The organism is Franconibacter pulveris (assembly GCF_056780215.1).
Window position 1 is genome coordinate 1,408,973 of record NZ_CM165555.1, and the last position, 25,434, is coordinate 1,434,406.

General features: G+C 56.0%; 26 protein-coding genes, 5 tRNA genes and 2 other RNA genes. 24 read left to right on the top strand and 9 right to left on the bottom strand.

Annotation, left to right across the window (positions count from 1 at the left end; all coding sequences use genetic code 11):
* The first annotated feature begins 551 nt into the window (after positions 1-551).
* The 20 genes from cydA to pnuC all read left to right on the top strand — a co-directional run bounded on the left by cydA (position 552) and on the right by pnuC (position 12,739).
* Positions 552-2,150 (top strand): cytochrome ubiquinol oxidase subunit I, encoded by a 1,599-nt coding sequence (gene cydA, locus ACU4F7_RS06685; protein ID WP_481638295.1) that lies wholly within the window; start codon positions 552-554, stop codon positions 2,148-2,150.
* 15 nt (positions 2,151-2,165) lie between these two features.
* Positions 2,166-3,305 (top strand): cytochrome d ubiquinol oxidase subunit II, encoded by a 1,140-nt coding sequence (gene cydB / locus ACU4F7_RS06690; RefSeq protein WP_029592253.1) that lies wholly within the window; start codon positions 2,166-2,168, stop codon positions 3,303-3,305.
* A gap of 14 nt (positions 3,306-3,319) precedes the next feature.
* Positions 3,320-3,433: a cytochrome bd-I oxidase subunit CydX gene (cydX, locus tag ACU4F7_RS06695; RefSeq protein WP_055725542.1), complete on the top strand. Its 114-nt coding sequence runs from the start codon at positions 3,320-3,322 to the stop codon at positions 3,431-3,433.
* Positions 3,434-3,435: 2 nt separating this feature from the next.
* Positions 3,436-3,726 carry a cyd operon protein YbgE gene (gene ybgE / locus ACU4F7_RS06700; RefSeq protein WP_029592254.1) on the top strand — a complete coding sequence of 97 codons (291 nt, stop codon included), beginning with the start codon at positions 3,436-3,438 and terminating at the stop codon, positions 3,724-3,726.
* Positions 3,727-3,861: 135 nt separating this feature from the next.
* Positions 3,862-4,266 carry a tol-pal system-associated acyl-CoA thioesterase gene (gene ybgC, locus ACU4F7_RS06705; protein WP_024557131.1) on the top strand — a complete coding sequence of 135 codons (405 nt, stop codon included), beginning with the start codon at positions 3,862-3,864 and terminating at the stop codon, positions 4,264-4,266.
* Positions 4,263-4,955 carry a Tol-Pal system protein TolQ gene (gene tolQ, locus ACU4F7_RS06710; RefSeq protein WP_024552435.1) on the top strand — a complete coding sequence of 231 codons (693 nt, stop codon included), beginning with the start codon at positions 4,263-4,265 and terminating at the stop codon, positions 4,953-4,955. The genes ybgC and tolQ overlap by 4 nt, the downstream gene beginning before the upstream one ends.
* Before the next feature lie 3 nt (positions 4,956-4,958).
* On the top strand, positions 4,959-5,387 hold the full coding sequence (gene tolR / locus ACU4F7_RS06715; protein WP_024557130.1) for a colicin uptake protein TolR: 429 nt from the start codon (positions 4,959-4,961) through the stop codon (positions 5,385-5,387).
* A gap of 40 nt (positions 5,388-5,427) precedes the next feature.
* Positions 5,428-6,786 (top strand): cell envelope integrity protein TolA, encoded by a 1,359-nt coding sequence (gene tolA / locus ACU4F7_RS06720; RefSeq protein WP_481638296.1) that lies wholly within the window; start codon positions 5,428-5,430, stop codon positions 6,784-6,786.
* 129 nt (positions 6,787-6,915) lie between these two features.
* Positions 6,916-8,208, top strand: coding sequence for a Tol-Pal system beta propeller repeat protein TolB (tolB, locus tag ACU4F7_RS06725; RefSeq protein WP_024557128.1), 1,293 nt, complete (start codon positions 6,916-6,918; stop codon positions 8,206-8,208).
* 34 nt (positions 8,209-8,242) lie between these two features.
* Positions 8,243-8,764, top strand: a complete 522-nt coding sequence (gene pal / locus ACU4F7_RS06730) for a peptidoglycan-associated lipoprotein Pal (RefSeq protein WP_024552439.1) — start codon at positions 8,243-8,245, stop codon at positions 8,762-8,764.
* 9 nt (positions 8,765-8,773) lie between these two features.
* Complete coding sequence (gene cpoB / locus ACU4F7_RS06735) at positions 8,774-9,562, top strand: cell division protein CpoB (RefSeq protein ID WP_029592256.1); 789 nt, start codon at positions 8,774-8,776, stop codon at positions 9,560-9,562.
* 164 nt (positions 9,563-9,726) lie between these two features.
* Positions 9,727-9,802, top strand: a tRNA-Lys gene (locus ACU4F7_RS06740).
* A gap of 35 nt (positions 9,803-9,837) precedes the next feature.
* Positions 9,838-9,913 (top strand) — tRNA-Val (locus tag ACU4F7_RS06745).
* Between the two features lie 3 nt (positions 9,914-9,916).
* Positions 9,917-9,992: transfer RNA gene (locus tag ACU4F7_RS06750), tRNA-Lys, on the top strand.
* Positions 9,993-10,141: 149 nt separating this feature from the next.
* Positions 10,142-10,217: transfer RNA gene (locus ACU4F7_RS06755), tRNA-Lys, on the top strand.
* 32 nt (positions 10,218-10,249) lie between these two features.
* Positions 10,250-10,325, top strand: a tRNA-Lys gene (locus ACU4F7_RS06760).
* Positions 10,326-10,347: 22 nt separating this feature from the next.
* A non-coding RNA gene (locus ACU4F7_RS06765) (RtT sRNA) lies at positions 10,348-10,474 on the top strand.
* Positions 10,475-10,499: 25 nt separating this feature from the next.
* Positions 10,500-10,622: non-coding RNA, RtT sRNA (locus ACU4F7_RS06770), on the top strand.
* Positions 10,623-10,896: 274 nt separating this feature from the next.
* The gene (gene nadA, locus ACU4F7_RS06775; protein WP_481638705.1) at positions 10,897-11,940 is read left to right on the top strand and encodes a quinolinate synthase NadA; all 1,044 of its coding nucleotides are present in this window, start codon (positions 10,897-10,899) and stop codon (positions 11,938-11,940) included.
* Between the two features lie 79 nt (positions 11,941-12,019).
* Positions 12,020-12,739 carry a nicotinamide riboside transporter PnuC gene (gene pnuC / locus ACU4F7_RS06780; RefSeq protein WP_029592258.1) on the top strand — a complete coding sequence of 240 codons (720 nt, stop codon included), beginning with the start codon at positions 12,020-12,022 and terminating at the stop codon, positions 12,737-12,739.
* Here the strand turns inward: pnuC and zitB are convergent.
* Positions 12,736-13,680 (bottom strand): CDF family zinc transporter ZitB, encoded by a 945-nt coding sequence (zitB, locus tag ACU4F7_RS06785; RefSeq protein ID WP_029592259.1) that lies wholly within the window; start codon positions 13,678-13,680, stop codon positions 12,736-12,738. The genes pnuC and zitB overlap by 4 nt on opposite strands.
* Before the next feature lie 151 nt (positions 13,681-13,831).
* Positions 13,832-14,314, bottom strand: coding sequence for a protein YbgS (locus ACU4F7_RS06790; RefSeq protein WP_029592260.1), 483 nt, complete (start codon positions 14,312-14,314; stop codon positions 13,832-13,834).
* Between the two features lie 327 nt (positions 14,315-14,641).
* Here ACU4F7_RS06790 and aroG point away from each other — a divergent pair, with 327 nt between their 5' ends.
* A complete protein-coding gene (aroG, locus tag ACU4F7_RS06795; protein ID WP_029592261.1) occupies positions 14,642-15,694 on the top strand; it encodes a 3-deoxy-7-phosphoheptulonate synthase AroG in 1,053 nt (350 codons plus the stop codon).
* A gap of 92 nt (positions 15,695-15,786) precedes the next feature.
* Here the strand turns inward: aroG and gpmA are convergent, their stop codons facing one another.
* The 7 genes from gpmA to modE all read right to left on the bottom strand — a co-directional run bounded on the left by gpmA (position 15,787) and on the right by modE (position 23,564).
* On the bottom strand, positions 15,787-16,539 hold the full coding sequence (gpmA, locus tag ACU4F7_RS06800; RefSeq protein ID WP_024555933.1) for a 2,3-diphosphoglycerate-dependent phosphoglycerate mutase: 753 nt from the start codon (positions 16,537-16,539) through the stop codon (positions 15,787-15,789).
* A gap of 207 nt (positions 16,540-16,746) precedes the next feature.
* A complete protein-coding gene (galM, locus tag ACU4F7_RS06805; RefSeq protein ID WP_481638297.1) occupies positions 16,747-17,787 on the bottom strand; it encodes a galactose-1-epimerase in 1,041 nt (346 codons plus the stop codon).
* Positions 17,781-18,929, bottom strand: a complete 1,149-nt coding sequence (gene galK / locus ACU4F7_RS06810) for a galactokinase (protein WP_029592264.1) — start codon at positions 18,927-18,929, stop codon at positions 17,781-17,783. The genes galM and galK overlap by 7 nt, the downstream gene beginning before the upstream one ends.
* Before the next feature lie 2 nt (positions 18,930-18,931).
* On the bottom strand, positions 18,932-19,978 hold the full coding sequence (galT, locus tag ACU4F7_RS06815; protein ID WP_481638298.1) for a galactose-1-phosphate uridylyltransferase: 1,047 nt from the start codon (positions 19,976-19,978) through the stop codon (positions 18,932-18,934).
* Between the two features lie 8 nt (positions 19,979-19,986).
* Complete coding sequence (gene galE / locus ACU4F7_RS06820; RefSeq protein ID WP_024555937.1) at positions 19,987-21,003, bottom strand: UDP-glucose 4-epimerase GalE; 1,017 nt, start codon at positions 21,001-21,003, stop codon at positions 19,987-19,989.
* A 217-nt stretch (positions 21,004-21,220) separates the two neighbouring features.
* Complete coding sequence (gene modF / locus ACU4F7_RS06825) at positions 21,221-22,696, bottom strand: molybdate ABC transporter ATP-binding protein ModF (protein ID WP_481638299.1); 1,476 nt, start codon at positions 22,694-22,696, stop codon at positions 21,221-21,223.
* Positions 22,697-22,772: 76 nt separating this feature from the next.
* Positions 22,773-23,564: a molybdenum-dependent transcriptional regulator gene (gene modE / locus ACU4F7_RS06830; protein WP_481638300.1), complete on the bottom strand. Its 792-nt coding sequence runs from the start codon at positions 23,562-23,564 to the stop codon at positions 22,773-22,775.
* 128 nt (positions 23,565-23,692) lie between these two features.
* Between modE and ACU4F7_RS06835 the strand changes: the two genes are divergently transcribed.
* The 3 genes from ACU4F7_RS06835 (at position 23,693) to modB (ending at position 25,434) form a co-directional block, all read left to right on the top strand.
* Positions 23,693-23,842, top strand: coding sequence for an AcrZ family multidrug efflux pump-associated protein (locus tag ACU4F7_RS06835; RefSeq protein ID WP_029592269.1), 150 nt, complete (start codon positions 23,693-23,695; stop codon positions 23,840-23,842).
* A gap of 129 nt (positions 23,843-23,971) precedes the next feature.
* Positions 23,972-24,748, top strand: coding sequence for a molybdate ABC transporter substrate-binding protein (gene modA, locus ACU4F7_RS06840; RefSeq protein ID WP_481638301.1), 777 nt, complete (start codon positions 23,972-23,974; stop codon positions 24,746-24,748).
* Complete coding sequence (gene modB / locus ACU4F7_RS06845; protein ID WP_029592271.1) at positions 24,745-25,434, top strand: molybdate ABC transporter permease subunit; 690 nt, start codon at positions 24,745-24,747, stop codon at positions 25,432-25,434. Before modA ends, modB begins: the two co-directional genes overlap by 4 nt.

The window sequence follows — 25,434 nt, forward strand, 5'->3', positions numbered from 1 at the left end:
TAAAAAGAAGGCTTAAATATGTGACTAAGTTAACATTGTCTCAACTTTTAATTAAAGAAAAGCCGCACGCTAATAAATAACGAAAAGTCATGACAAGGTTAAATTAGCTAACTTACCATTGCATTGAAATGAACATTTAATTAACAACGATTTTACCGATGTAACCCAAGCGGCTTTAAAATTAACATTGGCTTTGAAAATTGATTTAAATCAATTTTTTGAACGAAATGAAATGAGTGAAATTTCTATTAATTGCGGTAAATCAATATGGCGCTTTTATAGGAAATTCGGTATAAATTGATCAACTTCGAGAAACGCAAATAAGCTTAATAAAACCTGTTTATTGTAAGGTTTTTGCGGCGTAATATATTTGTCGAATCAATTTGTTTTATTTAACGTATTTGTAACCTAACGCCACAGTTTTCTTACATCACCTCCGTGATGCGGCTTTGGCGTACCGGAAGCAAATGTATTTCTATTGGGGCATGCGTTGTGGAAACCGGTAACGGGAGCCGCATTCAAAGTCTTCATGCGAAGAGCAAGGAGTCAAGATGTTAGATATAGTCGAACTGTCGCGCTTACAGTTTGCCTTGACCGCGATGTACCACTTTCTGTTTGTGCCGCTGACGCTCGGTATGGCGTTCCTGCTGGCGATTATGGAAACGGTTTACGTCCTCTCTGGTAAACAAATTTATAAAGATATGACCAAGTTCTGGGGCAAGTTGTTTGCAATCAACTTTGCGCTGGGCGTGGCGACCGGCTTGACCATGGAGTTCCAGTTCGGGACTAACTGGTCTTATTATTCTCATTACGTGGGCGATATTTTTGGCGCGCCGCTGGCCATTGAAGGATTAATGGCGTTTTTCCTTGAGTCCACTTTTGTCGGCTTGTTCTTTTTTGGCTGGGATCGTCTGAGCAAAGTGCAGCATATGGCGGTGACCTGGCTGGTGGCGCTGGGTTCTAACCTCTCCGCGCTCTGGATTCTGGTAGCGAACGGCTGGATGCAGAACCCGGTTGCTTCCGACTTCAACTTTGAAACCATGCGCATGGAGATGGTGAGCTTCTCCGAACTGGTGCTGAACCCGGTAGCGCAAGTGAAATTCGTTCACACCGTCGCAGCAGGGTATTGCACCGGCGCGATGTTTATCCTCGGTATCAGCGCGTGGTACATGCTGAAAGGCCGCGACTTCGCCTTTGCTAAACGCTCTTTCGCGATAGCGGCGAGCTTCGGCATGGCGGCGGTGCTTTCCGTTATCGTGCTGGGCGACGAATCCGGTTATGAGATGGGCGACGTGCAGAAAACCAAACTTGCGGCGATCGAAGCGGAATGGGAAACCCAGCCGGCGCCAGCGGCGTTCACGCTGTTTGGTATTCCGGATCAAGAAGGGCAGGAAAACCACTTCGCGCTTCAAATTCCTTACGCGCTTGGCATTATCGCGACCCGCTCCGTCGATACGCCGGTTATCGGCCTGAAAGATCTGATGGTGCAGCACGAAGCGCGCATCCGTAACGGCATGAAAGCCTATCAGCTGCTGGAACAGCTGCGCGGCGGCTCTACCGATCAGGCGGTACGCGACCAATTCAACAGCGTGAAGAAAGATTTGGGCTATGGTCTGCTGCTTAAGCGCTACACCCCGAACGTGGCTGACGCGACCGAAGAGCAGATTAAGCAGGCAACCCAGGATTCTATTCCGGCTGTGGCGCCGCTTTACTTCTCCTTCCGCATCATGGTCGCCTGCGGCGTGCTGATGCTGCTTATTATCGGCGCCGCTTTCTGGAGCGTCATTCGTAACCGTATCGGTGAGAAAAAATGGCTGCTGCGCGCGGCGTTTTACGGCATTCCTCTGCCGTGGATCGCAGTGGAAGCGGGCTGGTTTGTCGCAGAGTATGGCCGTCAACCATGGGCTATCGGCGAGGTATTGCCAACGGCGGTGGCGAACTCAACGCTGACTGCGGGTGACATCATCTTCTCTATGGTGCTGATTTGCGGGCTCTACACGCTTTTCCTGGTGGCTGAACTCTTCCTGATGTTCAAATTTGCCCGCCTGGGACCGAGCAGCCTGAAAACCGGTCGCTACCATCATGAGCAGCCCAACACGGGTTCTCGGGAATATGAAGAGTCCACCGTGGCTTCTCAGCCGGCACGCTAAGCGAGGAGAGGGAAAATGATCGATTACCAAGTATTGCGTTTTATCTGGTGGCTGCTGGTCGGCATTCTGCTGATCGGTTTTGCGGTCACCGATGGTTTTGATATGGGGGTCGGCATGCTGACCCGCGTGCTGGGACGGACCGATACCGAGCGTCGCGTGATGATTAACACCATCGCGCCGCACTGGGACGGCAACCAGGTATGGCTCATCACGGCGGGGGGCGCGCTGTTCGCCGCCTGGCCGATGGTATATGCCGCCGCGTTCTCCGGCTTTTATGTGGCGATGATCCTGGTGCTGGCGTCGCTCTTCTTCCGCCCGGTTGGTTTTGACTACCGCTCGAAGATTGAAGACACCCGCTGGCGCAACATGTGGGACTGGGGCATCTTTGCAGGCAGCTTCGTGCCGCCGCTGGTTATCGGCGTGGCGTTCGGCAACCTGCTGCAGGGCGTGCCGTTTACGGTAGATGAGTATCTGCGCCTGACTTACACCGGCAATTTCTTCCAGTTACTGAACCCGTTTGGTCTGCTGGCGGGTATTGTCAGCGTGGCGATGATCATTACTCAGGGCGCGACTTACCTGCAGATGCGCACCGTCGGCGAACTGCACCTTCGTTCGCGTAATACGGCGCAACTCTCCGCGCTGGTGATGATGGTGTGCTTCGTGCTGGCGGGCGTTTGGGTTGTGTTTGGCATCGATGGCTATGTTGTCACGTCCACTATTGACGTTCATGCGGCGTCTAACCCGCTGACCAAAGAAGTGACCCGCGAGGCGGGCGCGTGGCTTGCGAACTTCAATAACATGCCGATTCTGTGGGCGCTCCCTGCGCTGGGCGTAGTGCTGCCGGTACTGACGATTCTGGCTTCGCGTCTGGAGAAAGGGGCATGGGCGTTTGTCTTCTCTTCACTGACGCTGGCGTGCGTTATCCTCACTGCAGGCATTGCGATGTTCCCGTTCATCATGCCGTCCAGCATTATGATGAACGCCAGCCTGACGATGTGGGACGCCACCTCAAGCCAGCTGACGCTAACTGTAATGACCTACGTGGCCGCCGTGTTCGTACCGATTATTCTGCTCTACTCCACGTGGTGTTACTGGAAAATGTTCGGTCGCATCACCAAAGAGCATATTGAAAGCAATACCCACTCTTTGTACTAAGTAAGGAGCTGATTATGTGGTACTTCGCATGGATTTTAGGCACGCTTCTTGCCTGTGCTTTTGGGGTGATTACTGCGCTTGCGCTTGAGCATGTTGAAGCGGTCAAAGCCGGTAAAGAAGAGCACTGATGATTAACGTCATCACGAAGCTTTATGCAGTTATGGATAAGAGCCCCTTGCGGGCTCTTTCCTTAATTATGGCGCTAACCCTCGCCGGCTGCGTATTCTGGGACCCGACCCGCTTTGCGGCCAAGACCAGCGAGCTTGAGATCTGGCATGGCTTGCTGCTTATCTGGGCGGTTTGCGCAGGGGTGATTCACGGTACGGGGTTCAGGCTGCGCGCAAGCTACTGGCAAGCCTTGTTTTTCCCGCTTATCGCCGACCTTGTGCTGTTCGCCGGGCTGCTCTTTTTCTTCTTTTGAGCAACAACTCGCCACTGTTATTTATGGGCCGCTAAAGGCCCATAAATATTTACTCTCCGTTTACTTCAACCCATTCCAAACCTACACCCTCTTGCGTATAGTAAGCAGCGTTTAATTGCATTACCGGGATGTAGAGTGAGCACAACGCTGTTTCGATGGCCGGTCCGGGTCTATTACGAAGATACCGATGCCGGTGGTGTGGTTTATCACGCCAGTTATGTCGCTTTTTATGAAAGAGCACGCACAGAGATGCTGCGCCATCACCACTTTAGTCAGCAAGAGCTGCTGGCTGAGCGCGTGGCCTTCGTCGTACGCAAGATGACGCTTGAGTATTTTGCGCCTGCCCGACTCGACGATTTACTCGAAATCCAGACTGAAATTACATCGATGCGTGGGACTTCACTGATCTTCACGCAGCGGATAGTCAATGCCGACAATACCCTCCTCAACGAAGCGGAGGTTCAAATTGTCTGCGTTGATCCACTCTTAATGAAGCCTCGTGCGCTTCCCAAGTCTATTGTCGCGGAGTTCAAGCAGTGACTGACATGAATATCCTTGATTTGTTCCTGAAGGCAAGCCTTCTGGTCAAACTTATCATGTTGATTTTAATTGGTTTTTCCATCGCTTCCTGGGCCATTATCATTCAGCGAACGCGTATTCTCAACGCGGCGAGCCGCGAAGCGGAAGCATTTGAAGATAAGTTCTGGTCCGGCATTGAGCTTTCCCGCCTTTATCAGGAAAGCCAGGGCCGTCGTGAAAACCTGAGCGGTTCGGAGCAAATCTTTTACGCAGGTTTTAAAGAGTTCGCCCGTCTGCATCGCGCCAATAGCCATGCGCCGGAAGCGATTGTCGAAGGGGCTTCGCGCGCCATGCGCATCTCCATGAATCGCGAACTGGAAACGTTGGAAACTCATATTCCTTTTCTTGGCACCGTAGGGTCCATCAGTCCTTATATCGGTCTGTTCGGCACCGTGTGGGGGATCATGCACGCCTTTATCGCCCTCGGCGCAGTGAAGCAGGCGACCCTGCAGATGGTGGCGCCGGGCATCGCGGAAGCGCTGATCGCAACCGCTATCGGTCTGTTCGCGGCAATTCCCGCCGTTATGGCTTATAACCGCCTGAACCAGCGCGTGAACAAGCTGGAACTGAATTACGACAACTTTATGGAAGAGTTCACCGCTATTCTGCATCGTCAGGCTTTTACCAGCAGCGAAAGCAGCAAGGGGTAAACCATGGCCAGAACACGTGGACGGGGTCGTCGCGATCTGAAGTCTGAAATCAACATCGTACCGCTACTGGACGTGTTGCTGGTGCTGTTGCTCATCTTTATGGCAACGGCGCCGATAATTACCCAGAGCGTGGAAGTGGATCTGCCGGACGCCACGGATTCGAAAACTGTCAGCACCAATGACGACCCACCCGTCATCATCGAAGTTTCCGGGGTTGGGCAGTACAGCGTGGTGGTTGAAAAAGATCGTATGGATCAATTGCCTTCGGAGCAGGTGGTGGCGGAAGCCCAGCGTCGCTTGCAGGCGAATCCGAAAACGGTCTTTCTTATCGGCGGCGCTAAAGATGTCCCTTACGATGAAATTATTAAAGCGCTGAACCTGTTGCATCAGGCGGGTGTGAAATCTGTCGGGTTAATGACGCAGCCAATTTAAGCGTTTTACGCAACGGGTGAACAGTTTTTGGGAACCGAGAGTGTCAAAGGCAACCGAACAAAACGATAAGCTGAAACGAGCGATAATCATTTCAGTGGTGCTGCACGTCTTGCTGATTGCACTGCTGGTCTGGAGTTCGTTTGATGAGCACATTGACGAAGCTGCCGGCGGCGGCGGCGGGTCGGCCATTGATGCAGTCATGGTCGATCCCGGCGCGGTGGTGCAGCAATACAACCGTCAGCAACAGCAGCAGGCGAGCGCGCGCCGCGCCGCCGAGCAGCGTGAAAAGCAGGCGCAGCAGCAGGCGGAGGAGCTTCAGGAGAAGCAGGCCGCCGAGCAAGAGCGCCTGAAGCAGCTTGAGAAAGAACGTCTCGAAGCGCAGGAACAAGCGCGTCAGCAGGCGGAGCAGCAAAAGCAAGCAGAAGAGGCGGCTAAACGCGCTCAGGAACAGCAGAAGCAGGCTGAGGAAGCGGCGGCGAAAGCGGCGGCGGAGGCGAAGTCGCAAGCTGAAGCACAGGCGAAAGCCGCTGCCGAAGCGAAAGCGAAGGCGGATGCTCAGGCGAAAGCCGCTGAAGAAGCAGCGAAAAAAGCCGCCGCGGACGCACAGAAAAAAGCGCAGGAAGAAGCAGCGAAGGCCGCAGCAGACGCGCAGAAGAAGGCGCAGGAAGAGGCGGCTAAAGCGGCAAAAGCGGCTGAGAAGAAAGCGCAGGAAGAGGCGGCGAAAAAAGCGCAGCAGGATGCTGAGAAAAAAGCGGCTGCTGAAGCAGCGAAGAAAGCTGCAGCTGAGAAAGCAGCTGCTGAAAAAGCAGAAAAAGCGGCCGCGGCGAAGGCGGCTGCGGCTGAGAAAGCCGCCGCGGAAAAAGCGGCTGCGGAAAAAGCCGCCGCTGCCGAGAAGGCCGCCGCCGCGAAGAAAGCCGCAGCGGAAAAAGCCGCCGCCGCGAAGAAAGCCGCAGCGGAAAAAGCCGCTGCCGCGAAGAAAGCTGCAGCGGAAAAAGCCGCCGCTGCCGCAGGGGTCGATGATTTGCTTGGCGATCTCAGCTCCGGTAAGAATACGCCGAAATCCGGCGGCGGGGCGAAGGGAACTAATGCAGCGCCTGCCGGGACAGGTAATAGTAAAAACAATGGCGCCTCCGGCGCCGATATCAGCAGCTATGCTTCGCAGATTAAGTCTGCCATTGAGAGTAAGTTTTACGATGCGTCATCCTATACAGGCAAAACCTGTACGCTGCGCGTGAAACTCGCACCTGATGGTCTGCTGCTTGATATCCAGTCGGAAGGGGGGGACCCGGCGCTCTGCCAGGCGGCGATTTCCGCTGCTCGCCAGGCAAGAATTCCGAAGCCGCCGAGCCAGGCTGTTTATGAAGTCTTTAAAAATGCACCGCTGGACTTTAAGCCCTGACCACAATTTCCCCGCGCAAGCGGGGAAAATCGTACTAAGGTGAGTTTCAGAGGTGAAAGTGTTTGAAATGAAGTTTGTTAACCTTCTGCTAAATTATCGTGGGCTTTCTGTCCGGATAAGGGAGATATGATGAAGCAGGCATTACGATTAGCATTCAGTTTTTTGATGCTGTGGGCAGCGGTGCTGCACGCGGAAGTCCGTATTGAGATTACCCAGGGGGTAGACTCGGCGCGTCCTATTGGCGTTGCTCCGTTTAAATGGGCAGGTCCGGGCGCCGCGCCTGAAGATATTGGCGGCATTGTTGCAGCCGACCTGCGCAACAGCGGTAAATTCAACCCGCTCGACCGCTCCCGTCTGCCGCAGCAGCCCGCTTCCGCCCAGGAAGTGCAGCCTGCTGCCTGGTCGGCGCTGGGTATTGACGCGGTAGTAGTAGGCCAGGTTACCCCGAACGGTGACGGCAGCTACACGGTTGCTTACCAACTGGTGGATACCGGCGGCGCCCCGGGCACCGTGCTTGCGCAAAACTCTTATAAGGTGAATAAGCAGTGGCTGCGTTATGCAGGTCATACTGCAAGCGACGAAGTCTTTGAAAAGCTGACTGGCATTAAAGGCGCGTTCCGCACCCGTATCGCCTATGTCGTGCAGACCAATGGCGGTCAGTTCCCATATGAGCTGCGCGTATCTGACTATGACGGCTACAACCAGTTCGTGGTTCATCGTTCTCCGCAACCGCTGATGTCTCCAGCCTGGTCTCCGGATGGCAGCAAAGTTGCTTATGTTACCTTTGAAAGCGGCCGTTCCGCGCTGGTTATCCAGACGCTTTCCAACGGCGCCGTGCGTCAGGTTGCTTCCTTCCCGCGTCACAACGGCGCGCCGGCTTTCTCGCCGGATGGCAGCAAGCTCGCGTTCGCGCTCTCTAAAACCGGTAGCCTGAACCTTTACGTGATGGATATCGGCTCCGGTCAGATTCGTCAGGTGACGGATGGCCGCAGCAACAATACCGAACCGACCTGGTTCCCGGACAGCCAGACCCTGGCCTATACCTCTGACCAGGCAGGTCGTCCGCAGGTTTATAAAGTTAACGTTAACGGCGGCGCGCCGCAGCGTCTGACCTGGGAAGGTTCTCAGAATCAGGATGCGGATGTCAGCTCCGACGGTAAATTCTTAGTGATGGTGAGCTCCAACGGCGGCGCTCAGAACATTGCTAAACAAGATCTGGCAACGGGTGGCGTACAAACTTTGTCGTCCACGTTCCTGGATGAAACGCCAAGTCTGGCACCTAACGGCACTATGGTTATCTACAGCTCTTCTCAGGGGATGGGATCCGTGCTGAATCTGGTTTCTACAGATGGGCGTTTCAAAGCGCGTCTTCCGGCAACTGATGGTCAGGTTAAATTCCCGGCCTGGTCGCCGTATCTGTGATAATAAATAATTGATTATTAAAGGAATCAAAGAAATGCAACTGAACAAAGTGCTGAAAGGGCTGATGCTGGCTCTGCCTGTTATGGCAATCGCGGCGTGTTCTTCCAACAAGAACGCAAGCAACGACCAGAGCGGCGAAGGCATGCTGGGTGCCGGCACTGGTATGGATGCTAACGGCGGCGGCAACATGTCTTCTGAAGAGCAGGCTCGCCTGCAGATGCAGCAGCTGCAGCAGAACAACATTGTTTACTTTGATCTGGATAAGTATGACATCCGTTCTGACTTCGCTGCGATGCTGGATGCGCACGCTAACTTCCTGCGTAGCAACCCGTCTTACAAAGTGACCGTAGAAGGTCATGCGGACGAACGCGGCACCCCGGAGTACAACATCTCCCTGGGCGAGCGTCGTGCTAACGCCGTTAAGATGTACCTGCAAGGTAAAGGCGTTTCTGCAGACCAGATCTCCATCGTTTCTTACGGTAAAGAAAAACCTGCAGTACTGGGTCACGACGAAGCGGCTTACGCTAAAAACCGTCGCGCTGTACTGGTTTACTAAGAGACTCGCATGAGCAGTAACTTCAGACATCACCTGTTGGGTCTGTCGTTACTGGTTGGCATAGCGGCCCCCTGGGCCGCTTTTGCTCAGGCGCCAATCAGTAGCGTCGGCTCAGGCTCGGTCGAAGACCGCGTCACGCAACTTGAGCGTATCTCTAACGCTCACAGCCAGCTTTTAACTCAACTTCAGCAACAGCTCTCCGATAACCAGTCCGATATTGATTCCCTGCGCGGTCAGATTCAGGAAAATCAGTATCAGCTGAATCAGATTGTCGAACGCCAAAAGCAGATCCTTTTGCAGATTGATAGCCTGAGCAGCGGCGGGTCGGCGACACAGGGAGCCAGCGGCACCCAAAATAGTGCGGCTCCGGCAGCGCCGGATAGTTCAGCCAGCGCGCCGGCAGCAGCGGCGCCTGTGCAGAGCGGCGATGCCAATACCGATTACAATGCGGCCATCGCGCTGGTGCAGGATAAATCGCGCCAGGACGAGGCTATCGTTGCGTTCCAGAACTTCATCAAGCAATACCCGGATTCCACTTACCAGCCTAACGCGAACTACTGGCTGGGACAGCTGAATTACAACAAGGGTAAAAAAGACGATGCGGCGTTTTACTTCGCATCGGTGGTGAAGAACTACCCGAAGTCGCCGAAAGCGGCTGACGCCATGTTTAAAGTCGGCGTCATCATGCAGGATAAAGGCGATACGGCGAAAGCAAAGGCGGTTTATCAGCAGGTTATCGCCAAATACCCTGGCACCGACGGCGCGAAGCAGGCGCAAAAGCGTCTGAATTCCATGTAATGCGTGCGGCTTGACCAGTAAGCGTTGGTTTTCTGGTCTCGCCGCATGATTACTAAGCAGTTGAGTGATCTGTATCGAAATTTTAGTTGCGTCAGATTCTTAAATCAGTAATATATGCCGCCGTTGCCACGGGATATGAAACAAGCCTGTAGCAGCAAAAATGTGGGTCGTTAGCTCAGTTGGTAGAGCAGTTGACTTTTAATCAATTGGTCGCAGGTTCGAATCCTGCACGACCCACCACATTAAAGGTGGAAACACCTTTCCAGCGTAATATCGGGTGATTAGCTCAGCTGGGAGAGCACCTCCCTTACAAGGAGGGGGTCGGCGGTTCGATCCCGTCATCACCCACCACGCGGGTCGTTAGCTCAGTTGGTAGAGCAGTTGACTTTTAATCAATTGGTCGCAGGTTCGAATCCTGCACGACCCACCACTCGCTAAAGCAGTATGGATAGCGAGTTCGTAAAGGATAACGTTGCAAAGCAACAGCCCGAAGGGCGAGGCGAAGCCGAATCATCCTGCACGACCCACCATTCCAGCACCGAGTGGTACAGCAGTACGTCTTTCAGGTAACACCCGAATGGGTCGTTAGCTCAGTTGGTAGAGCAGTTGACTTTTAATCAATTGGTCGCAGGTTCGAATCCTGCACGACCCACCATCTGAAAGAAACCCGAGCAGTAAACCCGAAAGGGGTCGTTAGCTCAGTTGGTAGAGCAGTTGACTTTTAATCAATTGGTCGCAGGTTCGAATCCTGCACGACCCACCAGTGTAAAAAGGCGCCCTAAAGGCGCCTTTTTGCTATGCGCAGCTGTCAATGATTCGAACCTGCCGCAGGTTCGAGCCGAGCTTTAGCGAGGCAACATTGCCGCTTGCGGCAATGGCCCGGAGGGCGAAGTCATCCTGCACGACCCACCAGTGTAAAAAGGCGCCCTAAAGGCGCCTTTTTGCTATGCGCAGCGGTAATGATTCGAACCTGCCGCAGGTTCGAGCCGAGCTTTAGCGAGGCAACATTGCCGCTTGCGGCAATGGCCCGAAGGGCGAAGTCATCCTGCACGACCCACCAGTATAAAAAGGCGCTTTTTTGCTTTCTATCCTACCTTGTTCTCCCTGCGACGCCGCTATGAGCGCAGTGCTTGTCAGGCTGGCTTGCCTGTCAGTCTTGCCTTATAACCCGGGCTAAGTGAAACGCTGTCTGCTAAACCGCACCCGCTTATTTATTGTGACTTTTGATCGTCAATCCGCTATCTTGTTTAGTATATAAAACACGATCGACTTATCTTTGCCTGCGCGAGCTATATGAAGGCAATCTTGTTAAGTCAGCAAAACGAGACAGCATGATGAGTGTGATGTTTGATCCGCAATCCGCTATTTACCCCTTCCCGCCGAAGCCCGCGCCGCTGAGCCTGGACGAGAAAGCCTTTTATCGTGAAAAAATAAAGCGTTTGCTTAAAGCGCGCGACGCGGTGATGGTGGCACATTATTACACCGACCCCGAGATTCAGGCGCTGGCTGAAGAAACGGGCGGTTGTATTTCCGACTCGCTGGAAATGGCCCGTTTTGGCGCAAAACATCCGGCCAGCACGCTGCTGGTCGCCGGGGTTCGCTTTATGGGGGAAACCGCCAAAATCCTCAGCCCGGAAAAAACCATCCTGATGCCGACGTTGCAGGCGGAATGTTCGCTCGATTTAGGCTGCCCGATTGACGAATTTAGCGCCTTCTGCGACGCGCATCCGGATCGCACCGTGGTGGTTTACGCTAATACCTCCGCTGCGGTTAAAGCGCGCGCGGACTGGGTTGTAACATCAAGCATTGCCGTCGAGTTGATCGAGCATCTCGACAGCCTTGGCGAAAAAATTATCTGGGCGCCGGACAGGCACCTTGGCAGCTACGTGCAAAAGCAAACCGGCGCCGACGTCTTGTGCTGGAAGGGCGCCTGCATTGTGCATGACGAATTTAAAACCCAGGCGCTGGCGCGAATGAAAGCGCTCTATCCCGATGCCGCCGTGCTGGTGCACCCCGAGTCGCCGCAAGCGGTAGTGGAAATGGCCGATGCTGTCGGTTCGACCAGCCAGCTTATCAATGCCGCCAGAACCTTGCCGCACAAGCAGCTTATCGTAGCGACCGATCGCGGTATTTTTTACAAAATGCAGCAGGCCGTGCCGGAAAAAGAGCTGCTGGAAGCGCCGACTGCGGGCGAGGGGGCTACCTGTCGCAGCTGCGCTCATTGTCCCTGGATGGCGATGAACGGGCTAAAAGCCATTGCCGAAGGCCTGGAGCAGGGCGGGGCGATGCATGAAATTCACGTTGATGCGAAACTGCGTGAGGGCGCGTTGCTGCCGCTTAACCGCATGCTGGATTTTGCCGCTACACTTCGGGGTTAGGTTAGTTTTAAATCAAGGGCCTGTCGCCTACGCCCGGCAGGCCGGACAACGCAAAAGCGGTTTACGCTCAGGGGAAAATATGGATTTTTTTAGCGTTAATAACATTCTCATTCACATCCCGCTCGGCGCCGGTGGTTACAATCTGTCCTGGATTGAAGCGGTCGGCACGCTCGCCGGGCTCCTGTGCATCTGGCTGGCAAGCCTTGAGAAAATCAGCAACTATGCGTTTGGTTTAGTTAACGTAACGCTCTTTGCAATCATCTTTTTCCAGATCCAGCTTTACGCCAGTTTGCTACTGCAACTCTTCTTCTTCGCCGCCAATATTTACGGCTGGTACGCCTGGTCGCGCCAGACGAACGACCACGAAGCGGCGCTACGCATACGGTGGCTACCCATGCCAAAAGCGATGGGCTGGCTTGCAGGATGCGTTCTCGCCATTGGGCTGATGACAGTCTGGATTGACCCGGTATTCGCTTTTCTCACGCGTGTGGCGGTGACAATAATGCAGGGGATGGGGCTAAACGTGACCATGCCTGCGCTTGCGCCGGATGCTTTCCCGTTTTGGGATTCCTGCATGATGGTGCTCTCTATCGTGGCGATGATCCTGATGACCCGCAAATATGTCGAGAACTGGCTGCTGTGGGTCATTATTAATGTTATCAGCGTGGTGATTTTCGCACGCCAGGGCGTCTATGCCATGTCGCTCGAATACCTGTTGCTGACTTTCATTGCCCTTAACGGTAGCCGCATGTGGATCAAAAGCGCCCGTGAGCAGGGCTCCCGGGCGCTGGCGCATTAATGCTGATGGCCGTGGTGGTGTGAATGCGCCGCCTGCGGTTCGTTGAGATGGCAATTCGCGCCGCTACATGGCTGGTATTCCATTTGTACCGTAGCGTGTTCTACCTGGTACTTGTGGGAAAGAAAATGGTGAATGCGGCCAAGCAGGGCGTCGTGATCGTGCGGGGGGATAACCTGCACGTGCAGCGTCATTAAAGGCCGCTCGCCGACCAGCCAGACGTGAACATGATGTACGTCGCGCACTTCCGGGATGGCGCGGGAAAGCTCGCGCTTGAGGCCGCGTACGTCAAAGGTTTTCGGCGCCCCCTCCAGTAATTCATTCAGGCTCTCTTTTAACAGATTCCAGGCGCTGCGCAGCACCAGACACGAAACCAGGATAGAGAGGATCGGGTCAACAGGCGTCCAGCCCGTGCTGAGAATAATCAGTGCGGCCGCTATCGCGCCAACCGACCCCAGCAAATCCCCAAGAACATGCAACGCGGCGGCACGCACGTTCATATTTTTCTCTTCGCTGCCGCGATGCAAAATCCAGAACGAGGCCAGGTTGGCGATAAGTCCGGCAAAAGCGATGAGCAGCATCGCGCCGCCTGCCACAGGGCGAGGATGGTAAAAACGCTGAACAGCTTCCCAGACGATAAGCGCTGTTATCACCAGCAGCGCCAGCGCGTTAACAAACGCGGCGAGGGTGGTCAGGCGCAGCCAGCCGAAGGTATGCCGCGGGTTCGGCGGCCGGCGGGAAAACTGAACCGCCAGCAGTGCCACCAGCAGAGCGGCGGCGTCCGTCAACATATGGCCGGCGTCCGCCAGCAGCGCCAGCGAGCCCGAGAGCAGGCCGCCAACAACCTCAAGCACCATAAAAGCGGCGGTAATGGCAAAGGCGATGAAAAGCCGTCGGGCGTTAGCATCCTGCGACTGGGGAGCATGGGAGTGTGAATGCGCCATAGCAAATAAGCCTCAAATCAGTTGTTATAATTTTCAGTTCGAAAAGTCGCTAGCCAGTCTATAACGCGGCAGAGCAGTTTAAAAATCCGAAAAGATAAAGGAGAGCATAAGCTCTCCTTTATTAACTATTGACTTGCTATAGCCCGACAGTTTAGTGCGTCGTACCGTCGGTTTTGGTGTTGACGTCGTTGTTATTACCGCTGCCGGTTTCAACTTTTTTGTTCACGTCCGGGCAGCGACCGTCTTTACACATGCTGTTTTTATGGACTTCATCGGTAGTCATGCCATCGCCGGAAAGCGTACCGGTGGAGCCTGAATTCGTGTTGCTGCTGGAGCTGGTTCCTGTGCCCGAGCCCATCGCGCCGGAACTCGTTCCTGTACCAGAGCCGGTCGTGCCGGTCGTGCCGGTCGTGCCGCTGCCGGTATTGATGTTGTTGTTATTCACACCATTCGGAGCAAGGTTCTCTTTCGCGCCCGGCGCGACCTGGCCGGCATCAGCAGCCTGATTAGACTGGCCGTTACCGCCACCTGCAGAAGAAGCACCAGCGCCGCCTGCACCGCCTGATGCTGCCAGTGCCGCGCCGCTAGCCAGAGTAAGTGTCGTAGTCAGGATTAATGAGGCTAATTTATTCATGTCATACTCCTGTTCTGATCGTTGTTGTTGGACATCGCTTCCAACAGTGCACTGAGACAGGTTTGTTTGCTCAGCACCCATAAGGTGGTTGAAAAAACCACTTCCGCCTCGTAAAGCAGAACGTGATCGGGAAATAAAGCAAAAACAGAGTGTTAACAGTTAAAAAGTGTAGACGCGATCTCGTTTTTCGCTACTCTTTGGCGAGTAATCACTCATTTCCAGGAATTTTCCTGTCGAAGTGTAAAAGCGCGTTTACACTTCGGACGTGACGAGATAGATTGAGGGGATTGCAACTTTATAAAAATGTAGAGCCCCACTGGAACGAACATGAATTATCAGAACGACGACTTACGCATTAAAGCCATCAACGAATTACTCCCACCGGTCGCCCTGTTAGAAAAATTTCCGGCGACAGAAAAAGCGGCGCAGACGGTTTCTCATGCCCGTCAGGCCATCCACAAGATTTTGCGCGGCAACGACGACCGCCTGCTGGTGGTGATTGGGCCTTGCTCTATTCACGACCCGATCGCGGCGAAAGAGTATGCTTCTCGTCTGCTGAAGCTGCGTCAAGAGTTGCAAGGCGAACTGGAAGTGGTGATGCGCGTTTACTTTGAAAAGCCGCGCACCACGGTAGGCTGGAAAGGCCTTATTAACGACCCGCACATGGATAACAGCTTCCAGATCAACGACGGCCTGCGCATCGCCCGTAAGCTGCTGCTGGATATCAACGACACTGGTCTGCCCGCGGCAGGTGAGTTCCTCGATATGATCACGCCGCAATATATGGCGGACCTGATGAGCTGGGGGGCAATTGGCGCGCGTACGACGGAATCTCAGGTGCACCGCGAGCTGGCGTCCGGCCTCTCTTGTCCGGTGGGCTTCAAGAACGGCACCGATGGCACTATCAAAGTCGCGATTGACGCCATTAACGCAGCGGGCGCGCCGCACTGTTTCCTTTCCGTGACCAAGTGGGGCCATTCCGCTATCGTCAACACCAGCGGCAACAGCGACTGCCATATTATTCTGCGCGGCGGCAAAGAGCCGAATTACAGCGCAACTCACGTCACGCAAGTGAAAGAGGGGCTGACTAAGGCAGGCCTCGCGCCGCAGGTGATGATTGATTTTAGCCACGCCAATTCCAGCAAGCAGTTCAAAAAGCAAATGGATGTGGGCGCGGATGTCTGCCAGCAGATAGCGAAAGGCGAGAAAGCGATTATCGGCGTGATGATTGAAAGCCATCTGGTGGAAGGCAACCAGAGCCTTGAGAGCGGTGAACCGCTGGTTTACGGCAAAAGCGTGACCGATGCCTGCATTGGCTGGGAAGACACCGATGCCATTCTGCGCCAGCTCGCCGCAGCCGTTAAAGCGCGTCGCGGTTAATTCTGTTTGGCGGGGCGGCCGTACCCCGTTCCGTCAGCGGCCAATAAAAAAGGCGTGGTTTTCACCACGCCTTTTCTCATTTCGCCGAGCGATTACTTCGCTTTACCCTGGTTCGCTACGGCCGCGGCTTTCGCTGCGATTTCATCCGCGTTGCCCAGATAGTAGTGTTTAATCGGCTTAAAGTTCTCGTCGAACTCATAAACCAGCGGCACGCCGGTCGGGATGTTCAGTTCGAGAATCTCTTCTTCGCTCATGTTATCCAGGTATTTCACCAGCGCGCGCAGGGAGTTGCCGTGAGCGGCGATAATCACGCGCTCGCCGCTTTTCAGGCGCGGCAGAATGGATTCGTTCCAGTAAGGAATGACGCGATCGATGGTCAGCGCCAGGCTTTCAGTCAGCGGCAGCTCCTGCTCGCTGAGTTTCGCATAGCGCGGGTCGTGGCCCGGGAAACGCTCGTCGTCTTTGGTCAGCGCCGGCGGGGTGACCGCGAAGCCGCGACGCCACTGTTTAACCTGCTCGTCGCCATATTTCTCAGCGGTTTCCGCTTTGTTCAGGCCCTGCAGCGCGCCATAGTGGCGCTCGTTCAGTTTCCAGGATTTTTCAACCGGCAGCCAGGCCTGATCCAGCCCGTCCAGGATGTTCCACAGCGTATGGATGGCACGTTTCAGCACGGAGGTATAAGCAAAGTCAAAGCTGTAGCCTTCGTCTTTCAGCAGCTTGCCCGCAGCTTTCGCTTCGCTCACGCCTTTTTCAGACAGGTCGACATCGTACCAACCGGTAAAGCGGTTTTCGTTGTTCCACTGGCTTTCACCGTGACGAACCAGAACCAGCTTAGTAACAGCCATAGTATTACTCCTTCATAAGCCTGATTGAATGATAACAGTTATCATTATATTGCCGTGGTGAAGCCAGCGGCAACGCTAAACCTTTAACATAGCGAAAATAGCGGCGCAGTGTAAGGCGGTTGTGAAGCGGGGGTTAGATTTTTACAGCGAGATGGCGCGTTTATCAGCAATCTGGTGAAAAAAAGCCCTCTGTCGAGGGCTTGCGTCTTATAGCGGCAGAAAGTGGTATTCCGTGACGCTCAGATAATCTTCGCCGGGCTTCAGAACAGGGCTCGGCTGCGGCCATTCCGGATGGTTCGGGCTGTCGGGCAAGAATTCGCTCTCCAGCGCCAGCCCCTGATAGGGCTGATATTCGCCCTGCTCGCGAGCCGGCACGCCGGTCAGGAAATTGCCGGTATAGACCTGCAGGGCAGGGGCGGTGGTATATACCGTCATCTGCAGTTTGTTGTCGCTGGACCAGACCTGCGCGGCAGGCTGGCTGGCGTCGCCCTGAGCCTGGAGCAAAAAGGCGTGATCGTAGCCTTTTACCAGCTTCTGATCTTCATCCGCCAGGAAATCGGCGGCTATCTTCTTCGGCTGGCGAAAATCGAAGCTGGTGCCTGCTACCGCTTTCAGGCCGCTATGGGGAATGCCCTGGGCATCCACCGGCAGATAGTGGTCGGCGAAAAGTTGCAGGCGGTGCTCACGCACGTCATCCTGCGCGCCGTCCAGGTTGAAATAGGCGTGGTTGGTGAGGTTAACCGGGCAGGGTTTATCAACCTTAGCGCGGTATTCAATGCAAAGCGCGTTCTCATCCGTCAGCCTGAAATGGGCGGTAGCGCGCAGTTCGCCAGGAAAGCCCTGGTCGCCGTCCGGCGAATCGAGGCTGTAGAGCACTTCATGCTCGTTCTGGCGAACAATACGCCAGCGTCGTTTGTCGAACCCTTCCGGCCCGCCGTGCAGCTGGTTTTCACCCTGGCTTGGCAGCAGGCTGACGGTCTGCCCGTCCAGTTGATAGGTCGCTTTTGCAATACGGTTGGCGTAGCGGCCCACCGATGCGCCTAAGAAAGCATCCTGTTGCGGATAATTTTCGGGGCTGGCGCAGCCCAGCAGCGTTTCCCGCACGGTGCCGTCAGTCATCGGGACGCGGGCGGAAAGCAGCGTGGCGCCCCAGTCCATGAGCGTGACCACCATCCCTGCGCTGTTGCGCAGGGTGGAGAGGCGGTAAGGCTGCCCGTCAGGGGCGAGTTGCGGCGTCTCTTTTAGCACAGACCTGCTCCTTCTGAAGGTTTGCACACATAAAAGGTTTCTTTAATTCCGGTTTTCGCTTCGTATTGGTTTTCTACGGCCTCTTTTACCGCAGGCACCAGCGACTCAGGCACCAGCGCCACCACGCAGCCGCCGAAGCCGCCGCCGGTCATCCGCACGCCTCCTTCGTCGCCAATGGCGGATTTCACAATGTCCACCAGCGTATCGATTTGCGGCACGGTTATCTCAAAGTCGTCACGCATGGAAGCGTGCGATTCCGCCATCAGTTGGCCCATGCGCTTGAGGTCGCCTTTTTCCAGCGCCTGCGCCGCTTCCTGGGTGCGGGCATTCTCCGTCAGCACATGACGAACACGCTTAGTCACCACCGGATCCAGCTCATTCGCCACGGCGTTAAACTGCTCGAGGCTTACGTCGCGCAGCGCCTTTTGCGTAAAGAAGCGGGCGCCGGTTTCGCACTGCTCGCGGCGGGTGTTGTACTCGCTGCCCACCAGCGTGCGCTTAAAGTTACTGTTAATAATAACCACAGCCACGCCTTTTGGCATAGGCACCGCTTTGGTGCCGAGCGAGCGGCAGTCAATAAGCAGCGCGTGATCTTTTTTACCGAGCGCGGAAATAAGCTGATCCATAATGCCGCAGTTGCAGCCAACAAACTGGTTTTCCGCTTCCTGGCCGTTAAGGGCTATCTGCGCGCCGTCCAGCTTAAGATGGTAAAGCTGCTGGAAAACGGTGCCGACCGCCACTTCCAGCGAAGCGGAAGAGCTTAAGCCCGCGCCCTGCGGCACGTTGCCGCTGATGACCATATCCACGCCGCCAAAGTTGCTGTCGCGCTTTTGTAAATGCTTCACCACGCCGCGAACGTAGTTAGACCACTGCTGGCTGTCATGGCTCAGAATCGGCGCGTCGAGGGAGAACTCATCCGTCTGGTTTTCGTAATCCGCAGCGATAACGCGCACGGTGCGATCGTCGCGCTTCGCGCAGCTGATAACCGTCTGGTAGTCAATGGCGCAGGGCAACACGAAGCCGTCATTATAGTCGGTGTGTTCGCCAATCAGGTTAACGCGTCCCGGCGCCTGAACGAGATGGGTGGCAGGGTAGCCGAATTTTTCAGCAAACAGGGATGCGGTTTTCTCTTTCAGACTCATTGTTATTCTCCGGATTCGCGAAAATGGACATCACTGACCGCGCGCAGGCGCTCGGCGGCCTGCTCGGCCGTCAGGTCGCGCTGGGTTTCCGCCAGCATTTCATAGCCGACCATAAATTTACGCACCGTCGCGGAGCGCAGCAGCGGCGGATAGAAATGGGCGTGCAGCTGCCAGTGGGAATTCTCTTCGCCGTTAAACGGCGCGCCGTGCCAGCCCATGGAATAGGGGAAAGAGGTCTGGAACAGGTTGTCGTAGCGGCTGGTCAGCTTTTTCAGCGCCAGCGCTAAATCGCTGCGCTGGGCCTCGCTGAGATCGGTAATGCGCAGCACATGGGCCTTGGGCAGCAGCAGGGTCTCAAAGGGCCATGCCGCCCAGTAAGGCACCACGGCGAGCCAGTGCTCGGTTTCCACCACCGTGCGGCTGCCGTCGGCGAGTTCGCGCTGTACATAATCCACCAGCATCGGCGAGCCTTGCTGCGCGAAGTAGTCGCGCTGTAAGGCGTCTTCCCGCGCCACTTCGTTAGGCAGGAAGCTGTTCGCCCATACCTGGCCGTGCGGATGCGGGTTCGAGCAGCCCATGGCTGCGCCTTTGTTTTCGAAAACCTGCACCCACGGGTAGGTTTCACCCAGTTCAGCGGTTTGTTGCTGCCAGGTTTTCACCACCTCTTCCAGCGCAGGAAGCGAAAGCTCAGGCAGCGTTTTGCTGTGATCGGGCGAAAAGCAGATAACACGGCTGGTGCCGCGAGCGCTCTCGACGCGCAGCAGCGGATCGGCGCTCTGCGGCGCGTCCGGCGTGTCGGTCATCAGCGCGGCGAAGTCGTTGGTAAACACATAGGTGCTGGTGTAATCCGGGTTCTTATCGCCGGTCACGCGGGTGTTGCCCGGGCAGAGATAGCAGTCCGGGTCATGCTTTGGCAGCGTCTGTTTCGCCGGGGTCTCCTGCGCGCCCTGCCACGGGCGTTTGGCGCGATGCGGAGAGACCAGGATCCACTGGCCGGTCAGCGGGTTATAACGACGATGCGGGTGATCGACAGGGTTAAACTGTTCCATTTTTTCTTTTACTCCTCGTAGCCCTGCGGGTGACGAGACTGCCAGCGCCAGGTGTCATCCGCCATTTCCTGAAGCGAACGGGTCACGCGCCAGTCCAGCTCAGTATCCGCTTTGCTGGCGTCCGCCCAGTAGGCTGGCAGGTCGCCGTCGCGACGCGGCGCAAAGTGGTAAGCGACAGGCTTGCCGCACGCCTGACTGAACGCGTTTACCACATCCAGCACGCTGTGGCCGACGCCCGCGCCGAGGTTATAGACGTGTACGCCCGGTTTACCGGCAAGCTTCTGCATGGCGGCGACGTGGCCATCTGCCAGGTCCATAACGTGAATGTAATCGCGCACGCCGGTGCCATCTTTCGTCGGGTAGTCATTGCCGAAAACAGCCAGCGACTCGCGGCGGCCCACCGCCACCTGCGCGATATAAGGCATCAGGTTATTAGGGATGCCCTGCGGGTCTTCGCCCATGTCGCCCGACGGATGCGCGCCAACCGGGTTGAAATAGCGCAACAACGCAACGCTCCATTCCGGGTTCGCTTTCTGAATATCGGCGAGGATCTGCTCGACCATCAGCTTGCTTTTGCCGTACGGGCTTTGCGGCGTGCCGGTGGGGAAGCTCTCCACGTAAGGGATTTTCGGCTGGTCGCCATAAACGGTGGCGGAGGAGCTAAAGATAAAGTTAGTGACGTTAGCGGCGCGCATGGCGGAGACCAGGCGCAGGGTGCCGTTAACGTTGTTATCGTAATACTCGAGCGGCTTGCTGACCGATTCGCCGACCGCCTTCAGGCCCGCGAAATGAATCACCGCGTCGATTTGATGGTCGTGAAAAATTTCGGTAAGCAGCGCTTCGTTGCGAATGTCGCCGTCAATAAACAGCGGATGTTTGCCGCCCAGACGTTCGATAACCGGCAGCACGCTGCGCTTACTGTTGCAAAGGTTATCAAGAATAATCACGTCGTGGCCGCTCTGCAGTAATTGCACGCAGGTATGGCTGCCAATGTAACCGCTACCACCTGTTACCAGAACACGCATTTTTCGCTCCATTAGGCTTATGTTATCTATTAACCATAGCATAACAGAGAGGCGAAAAGTGTGATATGCGATAAATTAGTGAAATCGTTTACACCGCAGTTGCGCGCCTGTAAAAAGCGCGAGTTGAGCATTATAAAACAGGACGTTGCAGATGAGAGACTGCGGGTTGTCTGAAAATATCCGGCAAAAGAAAACGGGAGCCTTTGGCTCCCGTGCGTTACGCGTTTAATTCCTCGCTCTGGTAGCGATAGCTGTCCCCCTCAGGCACAAAAGTCAGCCGGTGGGTAATGCACTGCGGCGCATCTTCAGCGTGATGAGAAACAAACAAAAGCTGCGTCTCGCCCTCGCCAATCAGAATGTCGACAAAGCGGCGCACCAGCTGGCGATTGAGCGGGTCGAGCCCCTGTAACGGCTCATCGAGAATCAACAACGTCGGGTGTTTGACCAGCGCGCGAGCAATCAGCGCCAGCCGCTGTTGGCCCCAGGAGAGGCTGTGAAAGGGCGCGTCGGCGGTGGCGTTATCGATGCCGAGAATATCGAGCCACTGGCGGGTCAGCTTCTGCTGGCGGTCGGAAACCGCCTGATAGATGCCGATAGAGTCAAAGTAGCCGGAAAGAATCACATTGCGTACGGTGGTGCTGACGCGATAATCCAGATGCAGGCTGCTGCTGACGTAGCCGATATGCTTTTTTATATCCCAGATGGTTTCGCCGCTGCCGCGCCGTCTGCCGAACAGCGTTAAATCATTGCTGTAACCCTGGGGATGATCGCCGGTAATAAGGCTCAGCAGCGTCGATTTTCCCGCGCCGTTAGGGCCGACGATTTGCCAGTGCTCGCCAGGGCTCACCGTCCAGCTCAGGTTGTTGAGAATAGGCTTATCGTCATAAGAGACGATGCCGTATCGCAGTACGATGCGCGGCTCGTCGGCAGAAAGCGACTGGCGCGCCGCCGGGTCGTCCGCTTCCGGCAGGCTGATGCCGGCAAGCTTTTCGCTGTGGGCAAGCTGGGCGATAAGGGCCTGCTCCAGCAGCGCCGCTTTCGGGCCGGTATCGATGAGCGTGCACTCCGCCAGTACGCCGACGTTTTGCACGAAGTCTGGGATCTCATCAAAGCGGTTGAGGATCAGCACGATCGTGTAGCCTTGATCGTTAAGCGTGCCTAGCAGGCGGGCCAGCTGTTCGCGCGAACCTACATCCAGGCCGTCAAACGGTTCATCGAAAATCAGCAGGTCGGGCTGCGCCATCAGCGCCTGGCAAAGCAGCGTTTTGCGCGTTTCGCCGGTAGAGAGGTATTTAAAGCGGCGCGCCAGCAGCGGCTCGATGCCGAACTGCGCGGCCAGTTCGCGACAGCGCGCATCGTCTTTAACGTCCTCCTGAATAATCTGCGCCGCCGTGCGCCCGGTATCCTCCTCGCCCGGGCTAAGCAGGTCGGTATTGTTGCGCTGCCATTCGTCGCTCACCAGCTTTTGCAGCCGCTCGAAGGAGAGCAGGTTAATGCGCGAGAAATCAGAGCGCCGCTCGCCTTTCAACAGCGTCAGGTCGCCCGCCAGCGCGCGGGCCAGCGACGATTTGCCGCTGCCGTTAGCGCCAACAAACGCCCAGCTTTCGCCTTTGCGCAGGGTCAGACTGGCGAGATCGAGCACGCGCGTATCGCTCAGGCGAAACGTGCCTTGCAGAATTTGCAACGATGACATGTTTTATCCCATTTATTGCAGCAGAAAACTACAGGGATACGTGCTGTTGGCCTCGTTGTCAACCGCAGGCGGCGTTTTAGCAGAGCGTGGCGACTATCACTTTATCGGCGTTAAAAAAGGCTGTTATCGCTTCGCCTTCCTGCAAAGCCAGCGTCTGCGCCTGCGTTAAGGGGAGGGTGGCGCACAGCGTTTGTCCATCCGGCAGGTGTATCACGGCTTCGCTGTGCGCGCTGTCATGCGTAAGCTGCACAATCTCGCCGCGCAGCTGGTTATCCGCAAGCCTCGCTTCCTCTTCATCGCGGGTGAGCTGCACCCAGGGCGCCTTTAGCAGAATCAGCACCTCGCGTCCTTCATCCAGCGCCAGCCGGGCGGCGCTCTGGGCCGTGACCGCCGCCTTCAGGCGCGTTACGCCGTCGGCCAGCAAAACCGCGACCTGCTCCTGTACCGCTTCGCGCTCGCGCTTCACCACGGTGCCAAACCACTGGTTGCGGGCGCTGGTTTGCAGCGAGAAGCGGGAGATGGCCGCGAGCAGGCTGTCGAGCGGCAGTCTATCGTCGCTCAGCACATCGAAGGCTTTTTGCTGGATCTGCCCGAGCAGATCGTAAAGCTGGATTAGCCGCTGCCCGTAATGCGTCACGACTGCGCCGCCGCCGCCTTTGCCGCCGGTGGCGCGCTCAACCAGCAGTTGCTCGCTTAGCTGGTTCATCTCGTTAATAGCGTCCCAGGCGCTTTTATAGCTGATGCCTGCAAGCTTCGCCCCCTGGCTGATGGAGCCTGTCTGTTCTATCTGTTTAAGAAGGGCGATGCGGCGCGGATCGGCAAACAGGCGGTCCTGAAGTTTCAACGTGAGAAGAATGTCGGCGTGCATGAGAGGAGTCCTGCGCAAAAAGGCTATTGTGAAGGAAAGGCGTAAGCGGGTGCAAATGGCACAAAAGAGCAGTGCGTTTTGCGTTAATGCCGCTAGAATAACCCTTTGTTCATATTCAGGAGACAACCATGCTCGAGTTGTTGAAAAGTCTGGTTTTCGCCGTAATCATGGTGCCCGTCGTGATGGCGATTATTTTGGGCGCGATTTACGGCCTGGGTGAAGTGTTCAACGTCTTCTCCTCTATTGGTCACAAAGACCGTTCAAGACAGCACCGCTGATTTCGAAACGCCCGGCTAAGCCGGGCGTTTTACTATAAAGCTCCCTCCCGCGCCGCCGATAACCGCTATGAAAAGCGGTGGATGGTCGTTATATTACTGCGTATATAACGACACTCACAGGAGAAGCACATGGCACAGTTCTGGGCAAAACTCACCCTCGGCGTCGCGTTGACGGCCACCCTGACCGGGCAGGCGCTGGCGGATAACGGTAAAATTACGGTTTTCGCCGCCGCCTCGTTAACAAACGCGATGCAGGAGATCGCCACGCAATACAACACAGAGAAAAAGGTGGATGTGGTCTCTTCCTTTGCCTCTTCTTCAACGCTTGCCCGCCAGCTGGAAGCGGGCGCGCCGGCGGATATCTTTATCTCCGCCGACCAGAAGTGGATGGACTACGCGGTGGAGAAAAAAGCTATCGATACCGCCAGCCGTAAAACTCTGCTCGGCAACAGCCTGGTGGTGGTGGCGCCCAAAGCGAGCAAGCAGAGTGAAATCACCATTAACGAGAAAACCGACTGGCAGAGCCTGCTGAAAGGCGAGCGTCTGGCGGTGGGGGACCCGGCGCACGTACCGGCAGGCATTTACGCCAAAGAGGCGTTGCAAAAACTGGGCGCGTGGGAGACCCTCTCGCCGAAACTCGCGCCGGCGCAAGACGTACGCAACGCGCTGGCGCTGGTGGAGCGCAATGAAGCGCCGCTCGGCGTGGTTTACGGCTCCGACGCCGTGGCCAGCAAAGGCGTAAAAGTGGTGGGCGTCTTCCCGGAAAACTCGCACCAGAAAGTGGAATACCCGCTGGCGATAGTGGCGGGGCGCAACAGTCCCGCAGTGAGCGCCTTTTATGATTATCTGCAGGGGCCGCAGGCCGCTGTCATCTTTAAACGTTACGGATTTACAACCAGCCAATGATGTTGACGGACCCCGAATGGCAGGCGGTGCTGCTGAGCCTGAAAGTCTCTTCCCTTGCGGTGCTTTTTAGTTTGCCCTTTGGGGTTCTGTTCGCCTGGCTGCTGGTGCGCTGCTCTTTTCCCGGCAAGTCGCTGGTCGACAGTCTTATCCACCTGCCGCTGGTGCTGCCGCCGGTGGTGGTGGGCTATTTGCTGCTGATTGCCTTTGGCCGCCGGGGAGTTATCGGCGAATGGCTCTACGACTGGTTTGGCTTCACTCTGGCCTTTAGCTGGCGCGGCGCGGTGCTGGCGGCGGCGGTGATGTCCTTTCCGCTGATGGTGCGGGCTATCCGTCTCGCGCTGGAAGGGGTTGATCTGAAGCTTGAACAGGCGGCGCGCACGCTGGGCGCCGGGCGCTGGCGCGTCTTTTTCACCATTACGCTGCCGCTGACGCTGCCGGGAATTATCGTCGGCACGGTGCTGGCCTTTGCCCGGTCGCTCGGCGAATTCGGCGCCACCATTACGTTTGTTTCCAATATTCCCGGTGAAACCCGCACGCTGCCTTCGGCGATGTATACGCTTATCCAGACCCCGGGCGGGGAAGGAGCGGCGGCCCGGCTGTGCATTATCTCCATTGTGCTGGCGCTCTGTTCGCTGCTGGTTTCCGAATGGCTGGCGCGCCGCAGCCGTCAACGGACGGGAGGGTGA

Bases quoted from the DNA above. Each gene is read 5' to 3' on its own strand.
- cydA (WP_481638295.1), top strand. From the start codon at position 552: ATGTTAGATATAGTCGAACTGTCGCGCTTACAGTTTGCCTTGACCGCG.
- cydB (WP_029592253.1), top strand. From the start codon at position 2,166: ATGATCGATTACCAAGTATTGCGTTTTATCTGGTGGCTGCTGGTCGGC.
- cydX (WP_055725542.1), top strand. From the start codon at position 3,320: ATGTGGTACTTCGCATGGATTTTAGGCACGCTTCTTGCCTGTGCTTTT.
- tolR (WP_024557130.1), top strand. From the start codon at position 4,959: ATGGCCAGAACACGTGGACGGGGTCGTCGCGATCTGAAGTCTGAAATC.
- tolB (WP_024557128.1), top strand. From the start codon at position 6,916: ATGAAGCAGGCATTACGATTAGCATTCAGTTTTTTGATGCTGTGGGCA.
- pal (WP_024552439.1), top strand. From the start codon at position 8,243: ATGCAACTGAACAAAGTGCTGAAAGGGCTGATGCTGGCTCTGCCTGTT.
- cpoB (WP_029592256.1), top strand. From the start codon at position 8,774: ATGAGCAGTAACTTCAGACATCACCTGTTGGGTCTGTCGTTACTGGTT.
- nadA (WP_481638705.1), top strand. From the start codon at position 10,897: ATGAGTGTGATGTTTGATCCGCAATCCGCTATTTACCCCTTCCCGCCG.
- pnuC (WP_029592258.1), top strand. From the start codon at position 12,020: ATGGATTTTTTTAGCGTTAATAACATTCTCATTCACATCCCGCTCGGC.
- zitB (WP_029592259.1), bottom strand. From the start codon at position 13,680: ATGGCGCATTCACACTCCCATGCTCCCCAGTCGCAGGATGCTAACGCC.
- ACU4F7_RS06790 (WP_029592260.1), bottom strand. From the start codon at position 14,314: ATGAATAAATTAGCCTCATTAATCCTGACTACGACACTTACTCTGGCT.
- aroG (WP_029592261.1), top strand. From the start codon at position 14,642: ATGAATTATCAGAACGACGACTTACGCATTAAAGCCATCAACGAATTA.
- gpmA (WP_024555933.1), bottom strand. From the start codon at position 16,539: ATGGCTGTTACTAAGCTGGTTCTGGTTCGTCACGGTGAAAGCCAGTGG.
- galK (WP_029592264.1), bottom strand. From the start codon at position 18,929: ATGAGTCTGAAAGAGAAAACCGCATCCCTGTTTGCTGAAAAATTCGGC.
- galT (WP_481638298.1), bottom strand. From the start codon at position 19,978: ATGGAACAGTTTAACCCTGTCGATCACCCGCATCGTCGTTATAACCCG.
- galE (WP_024555937.1), bottom strand. From the start codon at position 21,003: ATGCGTGTTCTGGTAACAGGTGGTAGCGGTTACATTGGCAGCCATACC.
- modF (WP_481638299.1), bottom strand. From the start codon at position 22,696: ATGTCATCGTTGCAAATTCTGCAAGGCACGTTTCGCCTGAGCGATACG.
- modE (WP_481638300.1), bottom strand. From the start codon at position 23,564: ATGCACGCCGACATTCTTCTCACGTTGAAACTTCAGGACCGCCTGTTT.
- ACU4F7_RS06835 (WP_029592269.1), top strand. From the start codon at position 23,693: ATGCTCGAGTTGTTGAAAAGTCTGGTTTTCGCCGTAATCATGGTGCCC.
- modA (WP_481638301.1), top strand. From the start codon at position 23,972: ATGGCACAGTTCTGGGCAAAACTCACCCTCGGCGTCGCGTTGACGGCC.
- modB (WP_029592271.1), top strand. From the start codon at position 24,745: ATGATGTTGACGGACCCCGAATGGCAGGCGGTGCTGCTGAGCCTGAAA.